The sequence below is a fragment of the Actinomadura logoneensis genome, assembly GCF_003428695.1.
GTDB classification, from domain to species: Bacteria; Actinomycetota; Actinomycetes; order Streptosporangiales; family Streptosporangiaceae; genus Spirillospora; species Spirillospora logoneensis.
This window is the reverse complement of record NZ_QURH01000326.1, coordinates 19,249-34,579: the sequence shown is the minus strand read 5'-3', so window position 1 is coordinate 34,579 and position 15,331 is coordinate 19,249. Positions and strand designations below refer to the sequence as shown.

Genomic DNA, 15,331 nt, shown 5'->3' with positions numbered 1-15,331 from the left:
CCACCCCGGCGTTCGCCGCGCACGGCGCGGACGCGAACGGCGGCCAGAGCGGCGCGGCCGGCGCGGCCGGCGCCGAGGGCAGCGCCTTCGGCCTGGCCCTGACCGGCCCGGTCCCGCTCTCCCCCAAGCCCGCCGTCGCGTCCACGTCCGGGACGCGGCGTGCCGCGATGCTCGACGAGCAGCGCACCAAGTTCCTGCGGGCCGCCGGGCTGGACGTCGCGGCGGCCCCCGGACGGTCCCAGGCCAGGGTCGCCAAGCTGCGCGTCCCCGGGATGCAGCTCGCCGCCGACGCCGTCCGCGCCCACTGCTCCGGCGGGACGGGCGCGTCCAACCTGCTCGGGGCCAGGATCGGCGACAAGCAGCTGCCGGTCGCGCCCGCGCCGAACACCACCATCCCGGTGGACCTGCCGAAGGTCGGCAGGGTCGCGCTCGTCCTCAACAAGCAGGAGCGGACGCCGAACGGCACCCGCGTCACCGCGATGGAGCTGACCGCGCCGCTGGCCCACATGGGTCAGGAGGTCATGCGCGTCTCGTCGGTGACCTGCGCGTCCGGTGCGCGGCAGGGCGCGCCGGGCGGGAAGGCCCCGTCCGGCGCGAACGCTCCCGGGGGCGCGAACGCTCCGGGGGGCGCCAACGCGCCGTCCGGCGGGAACGCCGTTCCGGGCGCAAAGGCGCCGTCCGGCGGAAAGGCCGGCTCGTCGGGGAAGGCCCCGTCCGCCGCCGGAGTGGGTGAGGCGCCGCGTCCGAACCCGGTCCGCCACGAACTCGCCGTCACCGGCTGATTTCACGAGAAAAGGCCCCGTCTCCCTGACCGGGAGGCGGGGCCCTTCTCATTCATCGGCGAATGCGGCGACCGCGCGCCGCGCTCTTATCCGGTTCCGGACGGTCAACCGAATGACTTCTCGAAATGGACGACCGAGCCCTCCTTGTCGGCGCGTCCGCTGATCTCCAGGTCGTCGGTGAAGGCGTGCATCAGCGTCAGCCCGCGGCCGTGCTCGGCGTGCACGGGATCGTGCGTCCCGGCCCAGCTGTTCGGCGCGTCGCCACCGCCCCCGTCGATCACGTCCACGACGCAGCGCCCCTGGTCGAGCTGGGCGCGTATCTCGTAGGCGGTGCTGGACACGGCGTGCTGGATGACGTTCGCGCACGCCTCGCCGAGCGCGAGGGCGATGTCGGCCCGCACCTCCGAGTCGACTCCCAGCCCGCGGAGCGAGGCGTCCAGCGTCTGCCGTGCGATGGGCGCGCTTTCCGCGTCCCTCGACAAGGTCATTTCGATGACGACCTCCATGGCCCCGCCTCCGTTCCCTCGATGGGTGCAGAATTCCCGGCACGCACCACGGGAAACGCCCGGTACCGGCAATGTGACCGCGCCCGTACCCAATGTGAGCGCTGACCGCGCCATCCTGAACGGCCGTCTTCGCCGCTATCCGGACGCGTGCGCTCACGTGCAATAACGGCACTGAGTAACGGGGCCGCGACGTTTCGGTGACACCTTGCTCCTACTTCCGGAGGCGACAACGCCCCGCTACCCGCGGCCACCGGTCAGGCGCCGGGCTTGCGCGCCTCGATCAAGGTCCGCGTCGAATGCGCGACGAACGGGCCGTCCCGGCGGATCAGCCCGTCCAGCTCGCGGAGCCGCCCCCGGTACGCCTCGACGCTGAAGCCCGGCACCATCCAGATCACCTTGCGCAGGAAGTAGATCACCGCGCCGACGTCGAAGAACTCGATCCGCAGCCGCTCGGTCCGCAGGTCCACGACCTCCAGGCCGGCGGCCCGCGCCGCGGCGCCCTCCGCTTCGGGATCCCGCGCGCGCCGCGCCTCCGGCTGCGGCCCGAGGAAGTACTCGACCAGCTCGAACACGCTCGCCGGTCCGACGTGCTGGGCGAAGTACGTCCCGCCCGGTTCGAGCACCCGCGCGATCTCGTCCCACCACACCGTCGCCGGATGCCTGCACGTGACCAGCTCGAACGCCTCGTCCGCGAACGGCAGCGGCGGCTCGTCCGGCGTCGCGACGACCACGACCCCGCGCGGCCCGAGCAGGCGCGTCGCCGTGGCCGCGTTCGGGGGCCACGACTCGGTCGCCGCCATGGTCGGCGGCAGCGTCCGGGCCTCGGCGAGCACCTCACCGCCGCCGGTCTGGACGTCCAGCGCCGACCGGACGGCCGCCAGCCGCGACGCCATCGACCGCGCGTACCCCCAGGACGGCCGCTCCTCGGTGGCGCGTCCGTCCAGCCAGGAGAAGTCCCACCCGTCCACGGAGACCGCCGAGGCCTCGGCCATCAGCTCCTCGAAGTCCCGCACCGTCCGTCACCCCCTTCGCCGCGCCGTCCGCAACGGCGGCGGTCAGACGTCCTGTCGCCGGATCAGCGCCTGGGCCACGATGACCCGGTCGCCGTTGAACGTCACCGACGGCGACCCGTGCAGCTCGTATCCCAGGTCGAGCGCCTCACTGACCCGCCAGCAGAACGAGGCGTCGTCCGGCCCGGTCAGCACCCGGTACCGCGGCAGTTCCTGATCTTCACCCATGCCGCGATCCTACGAACGTCCGGTCCTCACGGCCGATCCTGGGGGAGCCCTCTCCTCAGCGGCTCGGTCTCCATGCCGACTTCCTGACGCGCGGCCTCCATGAACGCGTGCCGAAGTTCCCGCTTGCTGGACGTCCCCTCAGCGGCCCGTCCGCGGACCAACGCGTCGAGAGCCAGCGCGTACCTGCTCGAACCGGGTCTTCCGCGCCTCCACCCGCGTCGGGAGGTACTGCCCGATCAACGTCCCGGCGGATCCGAGGGACCACACCGGCCAGCGGCAGAACAGTCGTCGCAACGCTCCCCCCCTGGGACGCCCACGCCTTACCCCTGGTTCCTCGCCGAGATCAGCCTGCTCGTGTAGCCCGCGTCCACCAGCCGTCGATAGGCGGCGTCCACCTCGGCGGGAACCTCCTGGGAAACCGCGAATCCGCGCTCGGGATAGACCATGACCCGCTGGGTGTCACCCACGAGCATGTCGACCACACGCTTCACGTCACCGATGCTTTGGATGTAGTCGTCAAGACCAAGCGGCTTGGACGCGCACACGACATCCAGCTCCGGCCACAACTTCTTCGCCGTCGCGTAGATCCGTCGCTGTTGGTAGGGCCGCGAGATGAGGACGGCCGACCGAGCCTTGGCGCCGACGTCCGCGAGAAGCTTCCGGGTGAATTTGATGTTCTGCCCGGTGTTTCTGGCCTCGGGCTCAACAAGGATTACCTCGTCCGGCACACCGAGTTCGATGGCGTACTCGCGATAGTGAACGGCCTCCCCCCGTGGGAACCGCTCGACCGTCGTAGGCGCGTTGGCACCCGTGAACACGACAAGCGGAAACATGCCTCGGTGGTACAGCTCCGCCGTGTAGGTGGCCACGCCGAGGTCATGGCTCCCCAGTCCAACCCCGACATCACATGGCCTGACCGTGTGCCCCATGTCGTTATAGGCCCAGAGAGTTTCGACGTCCTTGCGAAGAACACTGGGCAAGGCCACGTCCATCACCGCCTCCTCGCCGCAAGGGTCGGTGAGGTCAACCGGCTTCCGAGGACGTTGCCGCGGAGGCCTCGGTGGCGGTGTCGCTGAGCCCCAGACGCAGGTGCTCCACGTGATAAAGCGCCTGGTCGAGCAGCGCGGCGACGTGGTTGTCGTACAGGGCGTACACCACGTGGCGGCCTTGCCGGGTGCCGACGACGAGCCCGAGGTTCCGCAGGAGCCGCAGTTGGTGGGAGCACGCGGACTGCTCCATGCCGACCTCCGCCGCCAGCTCGGTGGCCGGCAGCGGGCCCTCACGCAGCCGGGAGAGGATCAGCAGCCGGGACGGGGTGGCCAGCGCCTGCAGGGTGTTGGCCACGTGCGCCGCGCCGGCCGCGGTCAGCGGGGTGCGCGGCACGTCGTCGGCGGGTGGTGCGGCTCCGTGGCCCATGCCCGCATCGTACTCATTCCCGGCACGCATGAATCTATGTTCATGTGTTCCTGCTACGGTGGGCGGGCTCCACCGTCCCGCCTGACCGAAAGGCCGCCGATGACCTCCGCCCTTGCCCGTCCGGCCCCACCGGGCACCTCGGCCGCCCCGGAGCCCCGTCGCCGCACGAAGGTGTTCGCGCTGGCCGAGGCGCGCTGGGCGGCCTCCGCGCTGATCCTGTTCGTCATGGCGCTGCCGCTCTACCTGGCCGACGCTCCGGCGTGGACGTGGGGAACGCTGTTCGCCCTCACCTACGCCACCGGCGGGTGGGAGCCGGGCTGGGCCGGCCTCAAGGCACTCGCGGACAAGACCCTGGACGTGGACCTGCTCATGGTCGTCGCCGCACTCGGCGCCGCGGCGATCGGCCAGGTGCTGGACGGCGCGCTGCTGATCGTCATCTTCGCGACCTCGGGCGCCCTGGAAGCGGTCGCCACCGCCCGGACCGCCGACTCGGTACGGGGCCTGCTGGACCTGGCCCCTGCCACCGCGACCCGCCTGGCGGGCGACGGCACCGAGGAGACCGTGCCGGCCGACCGGCTGATCGTCGGGGACACCGTGGTGGTCAGGCCGGGTGAGCGGATCGGCGCCGACGGACGCGTGATCGACGGCGCGAGCGAGGTCGACCAGGCCACCATCACCGGCGAACCGCTGCCGGTGGTCAAGCGGACCGGAGACGAGGTGTTCGCCGGCACCCTCAACGGGACCGGCGCGCTGCGGGTCACGGTCGAGCGCGACCCGTCCGATTCGGTGATCTCGCGGATCGTGGCGATGGTCGAGGAGGCGTCGCGGACCAAGGCGCCGACCCAGCTGTTCATCGAGAAGGTCGAGCAGCGCTACTCGATCGGAATGGTCGCGGCGACGTTGGCGGTCTTCGCCGTGCCCCTGGCCTTCGGCGCCGACCTGACCGGCTCACTGCTGCGCGCGATGACCTTCATGATCGTCGCCTCACCGTGCGCGGTGGTCCTGGCGACGATGCCCCCGCTGCTGTCCGCGATCGCCAACGCCGGACGGCACGGGGTGCTGATCAAGTCCGCCGTCGTGATGGAACGCCTCGGGCAGATCGATCGGGTGGCCCTGGACAAGACCGGCACCCTGACCGAAGGCGCTCCCCAGGTGACCGACGTCCGTCCTCTCCCGGCCGCCGGGCTGTCCGAAGACGAAGTGCTGCGGCTCGCGGCGGCGGCCGAGCACCCGAGCGAACACCCGCTGGCCCGCGCCATCACCGACGCCGCCCGCGACCGTGGCCTGGCCTTCCCCAGCGTGGCCGACTTCGCGTCCACTCCCGGCACCGGCGTGTCCGCCACTGTGGACGGTCGCCTCGTCGAGGTCGGCAGTCCCGAACGACTGCCGACGAGCCCGTCCGACGGGTGTCCGGTCGCCGACCTGGTCGAACAGTCGGAGTCCCAGGGCCGCACGGCGGTCGTCGTCCGCGTCGACGGAACCACCGTGGGCGTGCTGGGCATCGCCGACCGGGTGCGCCCCGACGCCGCCGCCACCGTCTCGGCCTTGACGAGCCTGACCGGAACCACACCGATCCTGGTCACCGGAGACAACCCCCGCGCCGCTCACCGGCTCGCCGGCGAGGTCGGCATCACCGACGTGCGCGCGGACCTCCTTCCCCAGGACAAGGTGGCCGCGATCAAGGAGCTGGAGACCGCCGGACACCGGGTGCTGGTGGTCGGCGACGGCGTCAACGACGCCCCCGCCCTGGCCGCCGCGCACACCGGCATCGCCATGGGCCGCGCCGGATCCGACCTGGCCCTGGAGACCGCCGACGCCGTCATCGTCCGCGACGAACTGACCACCGTCCCCGCCGCCATCGCCCTCTCCCGCCGGGCCCGGCGACTGGTCACCCAGAACCTGGTCATCGCCGCCGCCTTCATCACCGTCCTGGTCGTCTGGGACCTGCTCGGCCACCTGCCCCTACCACTCGGCGTCGCCGGCCACGAAGGCTCAACCGTCCTCGTCGCCCTCAACGGCCTCCGCCTCCTCACCACCTCCGCCTGGCCCCACCCCGAGGCAAGCAGCACTCCGACCGACGATCAGCCGTGCCGGTAGTGCTCGGGATCGGCTGCCGCGATCCGTCCGGCCATCTCCACTTCGGCCTGCAACTCAGGCGGGTAATCCGAAGGGTCGAGCGAGAACTGATAGGAGAGATAGAGGCGATCCTCTGGGTCGTCGGAGGCAACGAACGCTCTCAGACAACCGATCCGGAAGCGGGGTCCGAGATCACGGCGTAGGGCCACGGCTTCCGCGTTGCTCTGCGCCGGAGTGGGCACCCTCGAATTGAGGGAGACCCGTATCGCGCCCTCGCTCCGCCGCTGGTTCTCCCGGTCGGCACGGAGCTCTTCCATCGACGCGTACTGCGCGGACGGCACTGCCCAGTACCAGGCCATCGCCGCTCCCCGCCGCTCGGTGCCGAGCCGGTTTCGAGGTAGTCGAGAATGCGCTCCATCACCTGCCGCGCGCCGACACCGCGCACGAGCGGTTCGATCAGCTGGCGGTTCCCGCTGGGACAGTGGTCATGGACGATGGCGTGCATGATCTCGTCCACGTGCTGTCGCACAGCGTCCAGCTCGTTCGCGCAGCCCTTACCGATCCGGAATCGCTTGGCCTCGCAGCGCTCATAGGCGTCCAAGCGGAGCTCACGGGACGTCTCGTCCGGCCAGCTTGCCCCCGGGCAGAACACCGCCGCCAAGCCATCGAGCAGCGGCTCGAACAACCCAAGACGCTCAGCGAGTTCCGACGACAACGACACCCCGTCCCGAGATCCAACACCAACCTATACGCCGCTCTCCTCCCCGGGACGACAGCGACAGCCAGGACGACTGGGCGCAGCAATTAGCGGTACTAGCGTGGACCGAGCCATCGGGGCCAGGATCAGCAAGGACGCTCCTGATACACCGAGCTGCACACCGGCCGATGCCCGCCGATGACCTCCCATTCAGACCTGCGTTCAATCTCGTCCAGAATCGCGGCGAGCGACGGCTCACCCTCCGCACCTGACCACCATTGGTTGTGCGCACCCAGGGCTTCAAGCGCAGGCGTCGGCTCGTATTCGATCTCGCAGCGCAGTTGGATGAGAGCCGGTTCGCCGCCCTCTTCGACGTCGAACTGACGGCAGAAGCTCAGAGTGAAGCGTCGTGGTCCGCGGAAAGAGAAGGTGCCGTACTCGTACAGCAGGGCGTCCTCCTCGGCCTGAACCGCGTGACGCATGAAGCGGCCGAATGCTCGCCAGGCCACCCGTGGTTCGAGTCGCCGCGGCTCCTGCCCTTCCTCCAGCAGGCACGCGAGCAATTGCGGCTGTGCGTCCTCGACTCGCATGACCCTCCACTGGTGCGCGCTGCAACCAAGGCGGCGCCGCCAGACCCTCCGCCGCCCAGGATCTCAAACGGCCGAACTCAGCAATGCCCGACCGAAGTCCGCCCCGAGGCTCTGACCTGGCCATGCACTGGTTACGCCCAAGAAACGCCGCTCTCGTTAGAACTTGTGGCTCGACACCGAGTATTCGGATCCGACGAGGGAGACTCCATGTTTCGACGTCGAGCGATGCATACCGGCGCAGCATGCGCGGCGCTGGTCTTGAGCACGGTCCCGCCCACCACCGCGTCCGCAACCGCCGTCCCGTCAAGGTCGGAGATGTACAGAAAGCGATGGAAGACCTGGTGAAAACGGGCCACGTGGTGGGCGCCATCGGTGCGGTGTATGTGGACGGCAGGCTCGTCGGAAAGGGATCGGCCGGGTCTCGCCTGCTCGACGGCAAGGGCGGCGCGATCCCGTCGACCACCCGCTACCGGATCGGCTCGCAGACCAAGACCATGACCGCCACTGTGGTCCTGCAACTGGTCAATGAAGGCAGGTTGAGCCTGGACGACAAACTCAGCAAGGTCCTGCCGGAGGTGGCGGACAAGGACCTGGTGGAACGGGCCGACGAGATCACCGTCCGCAACCTGATCCAGCTGACCTCGGGCATCCCCGACTACATCGGCCCGGACGCCTCTGACCTCACGCGCGACTACCGTCCGACCGACCTGCTGGCCGCCTCGCGCAAGCACCCCGGCCCGCCGAGATCGGGACCTTCAACTACTCCGACATCAACTACATCCTGCCCGGGATGATCGTCGAGGAGCTGTCCGGACGGTCCCTGGCGGCGGAACTCCACCGGAGGCTCTTCGCTCCACTCGGCATGCGCCACACGTACCTGCCCACGAAGGCGACCGAGGGCATCAAAGGTCCGCACGGTCACGGCTACGCCCCGGACGAGACGGGCACGACACGCGACGCCGACAAGGTCAACGCCACCACCATGCTCGGCGCCGGCGGCGTGATCTCCACCGCGCGCGAGATGAGCGCCTTCCAGCGCGCCTTCCGCCAGGGCCGGCTGCTGCCGGCGTCCCTGACCAGAGTGATCACGGATCCGCCGCCCGCGGGCGGCCCGTGTTACGGCAATCCCGAATTCGCCGCCGGGGGCGGAGGCAGCGCCCCCGGCTTCACCGCCGCGACCCTCACCTCGTCCGACGGCCGCCTGCAGTTCGCCGTGTCCTTGACCCTGGCCATGGACAACGCAGAGCGCGCCACCGTCCCGTCCCGCATCACCAACGCCCTCAAGTCCCTGTTCTGCCCCGCAAAGTAACCACGCCACCCATCAACCGAGGCAGCGACGCACCCCAACGACGACATGGGATTGCTCGACGAATAGGCGGTGGTCCGACTTGGCGGCGACCGTTCGCCGAACGGTGGGCGCGGGCATCGCCGATGCGCGGCCGGGCGCGCGGGGCCGGTGACCAGCGCCCACGCCGCACACTCCGGCCGCGCCGACGGCGGGCCGCGCCAACGGCGCGAGCGCCGCCGCCCCTTGATCTCAAACAGCCAAATTCGGCAGCTAGTACCCGCTGAGATTTCCACCGCGACGGCCATTCACTCTGAAGCGAGGCTAGCCTATGGAACTCACTCGCCTGACCCACCTGACGCCACCCGCAAGCGGGCCGCTCTAATGGCTGAGCAGAGAGTTCTCAGCTTTTGGCTCGTCCCAAAACCTACGCACCGCCAAGGACGAGACGCCATCCGTGCCCCCTAGATCGTTGATGGGGGTTTTGGGGAGCGTGTGATCAGTGGTCGTAGGCGATCAGTGATCGTTTGACCGAGGCGTTGATCAGCCAGTTGTGCCAGATCGCGGCGTTGAGGGCGCAGATGCGCTGGCACAGGCGTGTCCATAGTCCTTCGGTGGTGCGGGCGGCATGGCGCTCGAGGCCGAGCTGGTTCTTCAGTGTCCAGATCACCGCTTCGATGCGTTGGCGCAGCCAGGCGGGGAAGACCGGGGTCTGCGGGTCGGGCTCGTCCTGGCGGACGGGTCGGATCAGCGGGTGGCCCAGATCGGCGGCTGCCTTCTCCACGCCGGCGCCGGCGAATCCCTTGTCGCACACGATCGGGCACGGTCCGGGTGCGGGCGGCTGGACGTGCAGCAGGTGGATCGCCTGTTTGCGTTCGTCCAGTTCCTTGGGGTGGGCCAGGCTGAAGGCGCACACCGCGCCCTCGGTGGTGGTGACCAGCATCAGCTTGGCGCCCCAGTAGAAGGCGTGGTGGGACTTGTCCATGCCGTAGCCGGCGATCTGGCCCAGGGCCGAGCGGTCCACGGTGGTGCGCGAGGCGCCGCAGCGCACCGGGGTGCCGTCCATCAACCGCAGCCGTTCGTGCCAGGACGGGGCCCCGCGGACCAGCCACATCGCGGCGGCGAACAGGGCGGGTGCGGCATCGCGCAGGTGCCGGTTGTACTGCGACTGGCCGGGCAGCCTGGGGAACAGGTGCCCGATCCTGCCCGGCGCGGTCCGCAGCCACCGGCGCTCGGAATCGCACCCGAGCAGGACCTGCGCCACGGCGACACACACCAGCTCGGCCTCGTTGAGCAACCCGCTGCGGCCCGCGGCGGCGGCGCCGAGCAGACGAAGGCAGCACATGGTCGTCCAGATGGACATAGAGTGCGGTCAGAAGGGCGTCCAGGTTTGTCTTCACACACCGATCATGGGCGCCCTTCGCCATGCCCGCCGCCGGTTCAGCAAACCCCCATCAACGATCTAGGCCGTGAGCTCTGACGGCTGCGCGGAGAAGGTCTCGCAACTCCGCCGCGTTGAGTCCACCCGGTGGCCACACACGTCAGCATCGGTCCGTGCACCTCCGGGGGGCACTCCGCGACCACAAACCGCATGAGGCTGCATAAATATCAGGCCCGCCTACAGCCTCAGCCAGAGACCACAGCCGGCCAGCCAGCCGCAGGATGACGCCCGCTACATGCTCACACGCTCAGGCGAGCTTTGGGGAGCCCTGCCCTGAGCTCGGCGAGTGGTACCGCAAGGCGGATGCGCTGGCGAGGCGCGGACACGTCCTCATCTCTGCACAACGTCGGACGTGGGGGTTCTCCTGCCGCGTACACCAAGGCCACAACAGGCCCAATCCGGACACGCCGTAATGGCTCATCCTTCGGACAGGCTCTTTCAAACGTACAGAAACCGGTGTCTACTGTCCTGGAGAAGACAAAACCCCCCAAGGGGCTAATGTGCCAACAGTGCACCGAGGAGCGGTCAGGCCGAGGCCGGTGATTCGGAATGGTGAAATGGGAAAGCCTCACGGATCCCAGAACATACACCCAAACCATAAAGGAGATCGATAAAGTATATAAGGACGCCGCGCGATTCAAGACATTTCTGCTGGTAGTCGTGGCCGCGGCTGCCGTAATCGCGGTTGCGGTCACCGCAAAAGTGCTGGTAGATGACCACGATCCGTCAAGCCCCGACCCTCGTTCCCCACGCCGTACAGCGACCCGAGACCCCAATGCTCGGTCATTCCAGCTCGGAGGCTTGGACCTGGCCGGCTACTGCCGCACTCTCGGCTTTGAGACGAACACCTCCGACCAGTGTTATTCCGTGGTGAACCTCAATAAGGCATGCGACTGGCAGTACGGCGATTCGGGGGATCATTTCAAATACACGAGCGATAGTCCGACCAGCGGCCAATGCTATGCTCCCTCGGGAGCCTCAAAAGGCGGGATTGGACAAATGAAGGAGTATTGCCAGACCACTCACAGAGGGGGCGCGACCATCGACTTCAAAAATGTCGGAAAGGTATGGCAGTGTGTCATGCCGATAGATCTCACGGTGGCATGTATAGCCCAGACCGGCAGGCGTGATGCACAGGGACGCAGGGAACCCAACGGAAACCTCTCCTGTTACGCAAAAAGCTAAGGCGGTCACCTGTCTAAAAAGATCGGCGGACGCGATGCCTCCGCCCGGTGGTGTCCGCCTAACCCCAGCCAAAAGAGCCCGGGTCCGCAACCGTAGGCTAGGGCGGGTGATCCGCGCTGTGGTGTTTGATGTCGGTGAGTGCCTGGTGAACGAGACGACCGAGTATGGGACGTGGGCTGACTGGCTGGGGGTGCCGCGTCACACGTTCTCGGCGATGTTCGGGGCTGTCATCGCTAGCGGGCTGGACTACCGGGAGACGTTCCAGATGTTCGCGCCGGGCTTCGATCTGACCGAGGAACGGCAGAAGCGGGCCGATGCCGGGAAGCCAGAGACGTTCGGTGAGGCGGATCTCTACCTGGATGTGCGGCCATCGTTGGCGAAGCTGCGGGATGACGGGCTGTGGGTGGGGATCGCTGGGAACCAGACGGTGCGGGCCGGGGGCATCCTGCGGTCGTTGGATCTGCCGTCGGACATGATCGCCACGTCGGACGACTGGGGTGTGTCCAAGCCTGACACCGGGTTCTTCCAGTGCGTGGTGGACGCTGCGCCTTGTGAGGCCAACGAGATCTTGTATGTGGGTGACCGGCTGGACAACGATGTTCGTCCGGCTGTTGAGGTCGGGTTGCTGACGGCGCTGATCCGGCGGGGGCCGTGGGGGATCATTCAGCAGGACGACCCGGAAGCCGACAGCGTTCCGACGATGCGGATCGATTCGCTGGCAGAGCTTCCGGGCCGGATCGCTGAATTCAACGCCGCAACGAGCTGATCTGCCCGTCTCCTCCCCTGACAATCTGCCCCTCGGCGTTGATCAGGGCTTACTTGCTCTCGGCTGAGCTGGCACACCGGGAGCCAGGGTCGATCGTCGAATATCTCGCCCGCTCAGAACAGGTCGAGGACGGCGGCGAAGTTGCGAACGAAGCTGTCCAAGGCCGCCTTGCCCTTCTCAGCCGTTCCGAGGGACGGTCGGCCGATGACGCCGGTCTCGGTGTACGGCTGCATGCCGGTGGTGTGGAGGTGGCGGCGGTCGTCGGCCAGGTGGTCGGCGGTCTGGTAGCCGTCGCGGACGAGTTCGGGGCTGACGTGCAGCAGGATCGAGGTCTCGATCTCTCCGGCGTGCATGTCCTCGTGGTTGGTCGTGGCCAGGTGTCCGGCCTCGCGGGCCTCCTCCCAGTCTGCGGGCTGGGGGAACAGCGCCATCCGGCGTCCCTCGGCATTCGCCTCCTGGACGACGTTGCCGAGGACGTAGTTGCCACCGTGGCCGTTGATGAGGACGAGCGCGGACGGCCCGGAGCGCGTCACCGAGTCGTAGACGTCACTGATCACCGAGTAGAGGGTCCGAGCGGAGATGCTGGCCGTTCCGGGCCATGCACTGTGTTCTTGGGAGCAGGAGATCGTGATGGGCGGCAGCAGGCGGACGGGGTAGGCGTTAGCGATCTCGCGGGAGATGGCACAGGCGACCACGGTGTCTGTGACCAGAGGCAGAAAGGAACCGTGTTGCTCAAAGCTGCCGACCGGAAGGATCGCGACGCTGGCGTCCAGCGCGCGTTCGTCGGTGGTCGTGGCCGTGGGCAACAGGTGTCTCACATGAACCCCTCGGGTCGTCTTGGCGGTCCCGGGAACGCCTCCAGCGCAAGGTCCAATCTCAGCAAGTCTGCCCACGCGTGGATCGCGTGACCAGCCTCCGATCCGGTGACGGGCCGAGCCGAGGGACTGGACGAGTGCCAGTGCTTCTTCGACCACTGCACACCCTCAAGTTCGTCAGCCTGGCAGTAGGCGGTGGCCAGTCGAGCAAGGCAGAGCGCGGTATCCCGGATCTGGGTGGTTCCTGAGCTGGGGTCGGCTTTCCTCGAAGGCGGGTAGGGCCTGGCCGAGCTCCCCGAGAGCGATCCAGGACGCGCCGACCTCCGACTCGACGTAGGCCGGAGAGCAGTAGCCCGCCCGGCCTCCTGCCGACCTGCACAGATGCCCCTCGCTACTCATCGCCTGGCCCTCCCCGGCAACTCCACCCGAAGTCCCCGCATGCACGGCGGGACAGGACCGCGGAGGGCGCCGCGCGGGTGCCGACCGCCTAGATTCCTGGAGAGAGGCTCATGGCTCGAACTTGTAGCTCTCGCCGATCAAGCTGACCTGCGACGGAACGCCCGATATCTGCGCTGACCTGCGGCTGACCAGTCGACGATTCTCGGCATCTCGCGCTTCCTTGTGCGGTCATGTGCCCTGGATGTGCCCTGGATGTGCCCTGGATGTGCCCTGCGGCGCTGCACGACACCCGGCTTGCTAAGCCGATCACGCACGTGATCGCTGACCACGATCCCCCGACCTCGGAAGACCCGTCGATCTCCCCGCGAACGACCGTCAGTCTCCATCGATCACCCTGCAAACGGGCACGCAACGGGCACGGCGTGAACCTGCCTCTCGGCAGGATGAGGAGGACCCAAGAGGAGAAGTAACCCCTCCCCGATGCGGCGAACGGACGGCCCACCGCGTACTACCTGGGCCGACCGTCCGCGATTGCCTCGCGCTACGCTTCGCCGATGGCGAGCGCGAACGCTGATCCAGGAGTCATCGCACGGTTTCGGGGTGGCCTGGAAGCCGGCTTGCTGCACGTGACCGACTCGGAGTCCCAGAAGTACTTCGATCCCGACGACTGCGTCAGTGGCTTCGTCGGCGGTCGTACCTTCGTGATCGTCGGTGCGGCTTGCTTCGTCGACGATCTCGTGGAGGTGCGCGTACGCCGGGACGGCTCGCGCATTCCGTCAACTCCGGTGTTCGCCGGACCTCTGCAAGTGGCGAGCGGCGCCTTGGTCATCGGTGACCTGACGCGCGAGGAAGAACTTGGCGTCGTCGTGCCGGTCAATGCGGGAACCGTGCACGTGACGATCGTCCGCAACCATCCCCAGTTCGCTACTGAGGTCGACGTGACGCTGAAACCCCTCTGACATGGTGGGGTGGCGCCATCCTGCCACACAACCGCGCATCGCTCCGAAGTGCTCATTCGCGCGAACGGCGAGACGATACGCAGAAGCTCGGCGCGCGAATGGGTGCTTTGGCTCCAGGAGGGGTCTGGAGAACCAAGGGGCTCCCCAGTAGCGCACGCTTGGCCACTGAATGCCGACCCCTGGGGCGGTGGCGCGGCCCCCGTGGCGGGCGGCTGGGGCGGGCTGGCGGACGCGTCGCGATGCGCGGCCCGGCGCGCCGTCCGGTGACCGGCGCCCACGCCGCACGCGCCGGGCGGCTGGCGCAGGGCCGCGCAGTGGCCTGAGCGCCGCCGCCCCTTGATACTAAAAGGCCCAATTCGGCAGCACCCTAAAGGCTGTCCCGTAACGTCAGGCGTTCAAGATCGTTGATCTCGGTGTGGAGCGGGTGACGGGAATCGAACCCGCGCTGTCAGCTTGGGAATAGTCACGATCACACCTGTCGCACCCGCTGACCTGGCTTTCCGCTGTACCGCAGGTGACCGTTACCACCCCAGGATCGCCCTGCCTAATGGCACGCTAATGGCGCGGCAGTCAACACTGACCTGGCGCGATGCCATGGGCCAACTTGCTCTCCGGCCGCCTCAAAACCACCTGACGATGTCTTTGAGCACGCGCCCCAACTTTGCGGGACGCCGCGCGTTGTCCCGCCAGGCTCTCTCAGCTTCGACACTCGCAGTGGTCACGAACGGACCTCCGACAGGAACCTTCACTGGCTCCAGATGGCCGTTCGCTATCAGCAGGCCAACGCGAGCGATGCCGATGCCCAGACGATCGGCTGCCTCCTGCTGCGGAATATCAGCAGCTTGCGCGTGATTCAACGATGCATCCTCGGAGTGCTCTATCGCCACAACGTATCGCAACTGTCGCGAACCGGCGGCATTTCCAGCAGCGAACCTCCCGGGCCCACAGCTCCCCGGCCGCCGACCTTCACCTTCGCACTGAACTCCACGCCCCCCGGCCCGATGAGATACCACGGTGACGGCCTGGCGACCGACACGGACCAGCAACTCGCCACGGGCGCAGCAACGTACCGGGGTGTTCATTCGCACGAACGGTGGTCACTTCGTGCCAAGAGAATCGCGCGAACGAGTGCTCCGGCTCGCGGGGGCCCAGGGGCGGCGCAGCCCCCTGGTTCGA

Annotated in this window: 13 protein-coding genes and 2 pseudogenes; 5 read left to right on the top strand and 10 right to left on the bottom strand. The window is 68.2% G+C overall.

Annotation, left to right across the window (positions count from 1 at the left end; all coding sequences use genetic code 11):
• A partial coding sequence (locus tag DZF91_RS39930) for a choice-of-anchor P family protein (protein ID WP_117359131.1) occupies nucleotides 1–782 on the top strand: 782 nt, incomplete at its 5' end.
• A gap of 104 nt (nucleotides 783–886) precedes the next feature.
• Here DZF91_RS39930 and DZF91_RS20840 read toward each other — a convergent pair.
• From DZF91_RS20840 to DZF91_RS20820, 5 genes are all read right to left on the bottom strand, one after another.
• Complete coding sequence (locus tag DZF91_RS20840; RefSeq protein WP_117359130.1) at nucleotides 887–1,288, bottom strand: ATP-binding protein; 402 nt, start codon at nucleotides 1,286–1,288, stop codon at nucleotides 887–889.
• Between the two features lie 254 nt (nucleotides 1,289–1,542).
• Nucleotides 1,543–2,280 (bottom strand): methyltransferase domain-containing protein, encoded by a 738-nt coding sequence (locus tag DZF91_RS20835; protein ID WP_117359134.1) that lies wholly within the window; start codon nucleotides 2,278–2,280, stop codon nucleotides 1,543–1,545.
• Between the two features lie 63 nt (nucleotides 2,281–2,343).
• Nucleotides 2,344–2,526 carry a DUF1737 domain-containing protein gene (locus DZF91_RS20830; protein WP_117359129.1) on the bottom strand — a complete coding sequence of 61 codons (183 nt, stop codon included), beginning with the start codon at nucleotides 2,524–2,526 and terminating at the stop codon, nucleotides 2,344–2,346.
• Between the two features lie 320 nt (nucleotides 2,527–2,846).
• Nucleotides 2,847–3,518 carry a YdcF family protein gene (locus tag DZF91_RS20825; RefSeq protein ID WP_117359128.1) on the bottom strand — a complete coding sequence of 224 codons (672 nt, stop codon included), beginning with the start codon at nucleotides 3,516–3,518 and terminating at the stop codon, nucleotides 2,847–2,849.
• A 31-nt stretch (nucleotides 3,519–3,549) separates the two neighbouring features.
• A complete protein-coding gene (locus DZF91_RS20820) occupies nucleotides 3,550–3,942 on the bottom strand; it encodes an ArsR/SmtB family transcription factor (protein ID WP_117359127.1) in 393 nt (130 codons plus the stop codon).
• Between the two features lie 99 nt (nucleotides 3,943–4,041).
• On the opposite strand from DZF91_RS20820, the gene DZF91_RS20815 reads away from it, so the two are divergent.
• Nucleotides 4,042–6,039, top strand: coding sequence for a heavy metal translocating P-type ATPase (locus DZF91_RS20815; RefSeq protein WP_117359126.1), 1,998 nt, complete (start codon nucleotides 4,042–4,044; stop codon nucleotides 6,037–6,039).
• Here DZF91_RS20815 and DZF91_RS20810 read toward each other — a convergent pair.
• Nucleotides 6,024–6,377, bottom strand: a complete 354-nt coding sequence (locus tag DZF91_RS20810; protein ID WP_117359125.1) for a hypothetical protein — start codon at nucleotides 6,375–6,377, stop codon at nucleotides 6,024–6,026. The two genes, DZF91_RS20815 and DZF91_RS20810, sit on opposite strands and share 16 nt — an antisense overlap.
• Before the next feature lie 484 nt (nucleotides 6,378–6,861).
• Nucleotides 6,862–7,305 carry a hypothetical protein gene (locus tag DZF91_RS20805; RefSeq protein WP_117359124.1) on the bottom strand — a complete coding sequence of 148 codons (444 nt, stop codon included), beginning with the start codon at nucleotides 7,303–7,305 and terminating at the stop codon, nucleotides 6,862–6,864.
• A gap of 83 nt (nucleotides 7,306–7,388) precedes the next feature.
• Here DZF91_RS20805 and DZF91_RS43195 point away from each other — a divergent pair.
• A pseudogene (locus DZF91_RS43195) lies at nucleotides 7,389–8,614 on the top strand (serine hydrolase domain-containing protein).
• A 475-nt stretch (nucleotides 8,615–9,089) separates the two neighbouring features.
• Here the strand turns inward: DZF91_RS43195 and DZF91_RS20790 are convergent.
• Nucleotides 9,090–9,990 (bottom strand): annotated as a pseudogene (locus DZF91_RS20790) (transposase).
• 1,332 nt (nucleotides 9,991–11,322) lie between these two features.
• Here DZF91_RS20790 and DZF91_RS20785 point away from each other — a divergent pair.
• Complete coding sequence (locus tag DZF91_RS20785) at nucleotides 11,323–11,982, top strand: HAD family hydrolase (RefSeq protein WP_235834443.1); 660 nt, start codon at nucleotides 11,323–11,325, stop codon at nucleotides 11,980–11,982.
• Between the two features lie 113 nt (nucleotides 11,983–12,095).
• Here the strand turns inward: DZF91_RS20785 and DZF91_RS20780 are convergent, their stop codons facing one another.
• Complete coding sequence (locus tag DZF91_RS20780) at nucleotides 12,096–12,800, bottom strand: creatininase family protein (protein ID WP_117359120.1); 705 nt, start codon at nucleotides 12,798–12,800, stop codon at nucleotides 12,096–12,098.
• A gap of 950 nt (nucleotides 12,801–13,750) precedes the next feature.
• On the opposite strand from DZF91_RS20780, the gene DZF91_RS20775 reads away from it, so the two are divergent.
• Nucleotides 13,751–14,155 carry a hypothetical protein gene (locus DZF91_RS20775; RefSeq protein ID WP_147341234.1) on the top strand — a complete coding sequence of 135 codons (405 nt, stop codon included), beginning with the start codon at nucleotides 13,751–13,753 and terminating at the stop codon, nucleotides 14,153–14,155.
• 620 nt (nucleotides 14,156–14,775) lie between these two features.
• Here DZF91_RS20775 and DZF91_RS20770 read toward each other — a convergent pair.
• Nucleotides 14,776–15,042, bottom strand: a complete 267-nt coding sequence (locus DZF91_RS20770) for a hypothetical protein (RefSeq protein WP_199486763.1) — start codon at nucleotides 15,040–15,042, stop codon at nucleotides 14,776–14,778.
• Nucleotides 15,043–15,331 lie beyond the last annotated feature (289 nt).

What these genes read in the sequence shown, in the direction of transcription:
- DZF91_RS20825 (WP_117359128.1), bottom strand. Translation starts at nt 3,518, where the DNA reads ATGGACGTGGCCTTGCCCAGTGTTCTTCGCAAGGACGTCGAAACTCTC.
- DZF91_RS20805 (WP_117359124.1), bottom strand. Translation starts at nt 7,305, where the DNA reads ATGCGAGTCGAGGACGCACAGCCGCAATTGCTCGCGTGCCTGCTGGAG.
- DZF91_RS20775 (WP_147341234.1), top strand. Translation starts at nt 13,751, where the DNA reads ATGGCGAGCGCGAACGCTGATCCAGGAGTCATCGCACGGTTTCGGGGT.
- DZF91_RS20810 (WP_117359125.1), bottom strand. Translation starts at nt 6,377, where the DNA reads ATGGCCTGGTACTGGGCAGTGCCGTCCGCGCAGTACGCGTCGATGGAA.
- DZF91_RS20840 (WP_117359130.1), bottom strand. Translation starts at nt 1,288, where the DNA reads ATGGAGGTCGTCATCGAAATGACCTTGTCGAGGGACGCGGAAAGCGCG.
- DZF91_RS20830 (WP_117359129.1), bottom strand. Translation starts at nt 2,526, where the DNA reads ATGGGTGAAGATCAGGAACTGCCGCGGTACCGGGTGCTGACCGGGCCG.
- DZF91_RS20815 (WP_117359126.1), top strand. Translation starts at nt 4,042, where the DNA reads ATGACCTCCGCCCTTGCCCGTCCGGCCCCACCGGGCACCTCGGCCGCC.
- DZF91_RS20835 (WP_117359134.1), bottom strand. Translation starts at nt 2,280, where the DNA reads ATGGCCGAGGCCTCGGCGGTCTCCGTGGACGGGTGGGACTTCTCCTGG.
- DZF91_RS20820 (WP_117359127.1), bottom strand. Translation starts at nt 3,942, where the DNA reads ATGGGCCACGGAGCCGCACCACCCGCCGACGACGTGCCGCGCACCCCG.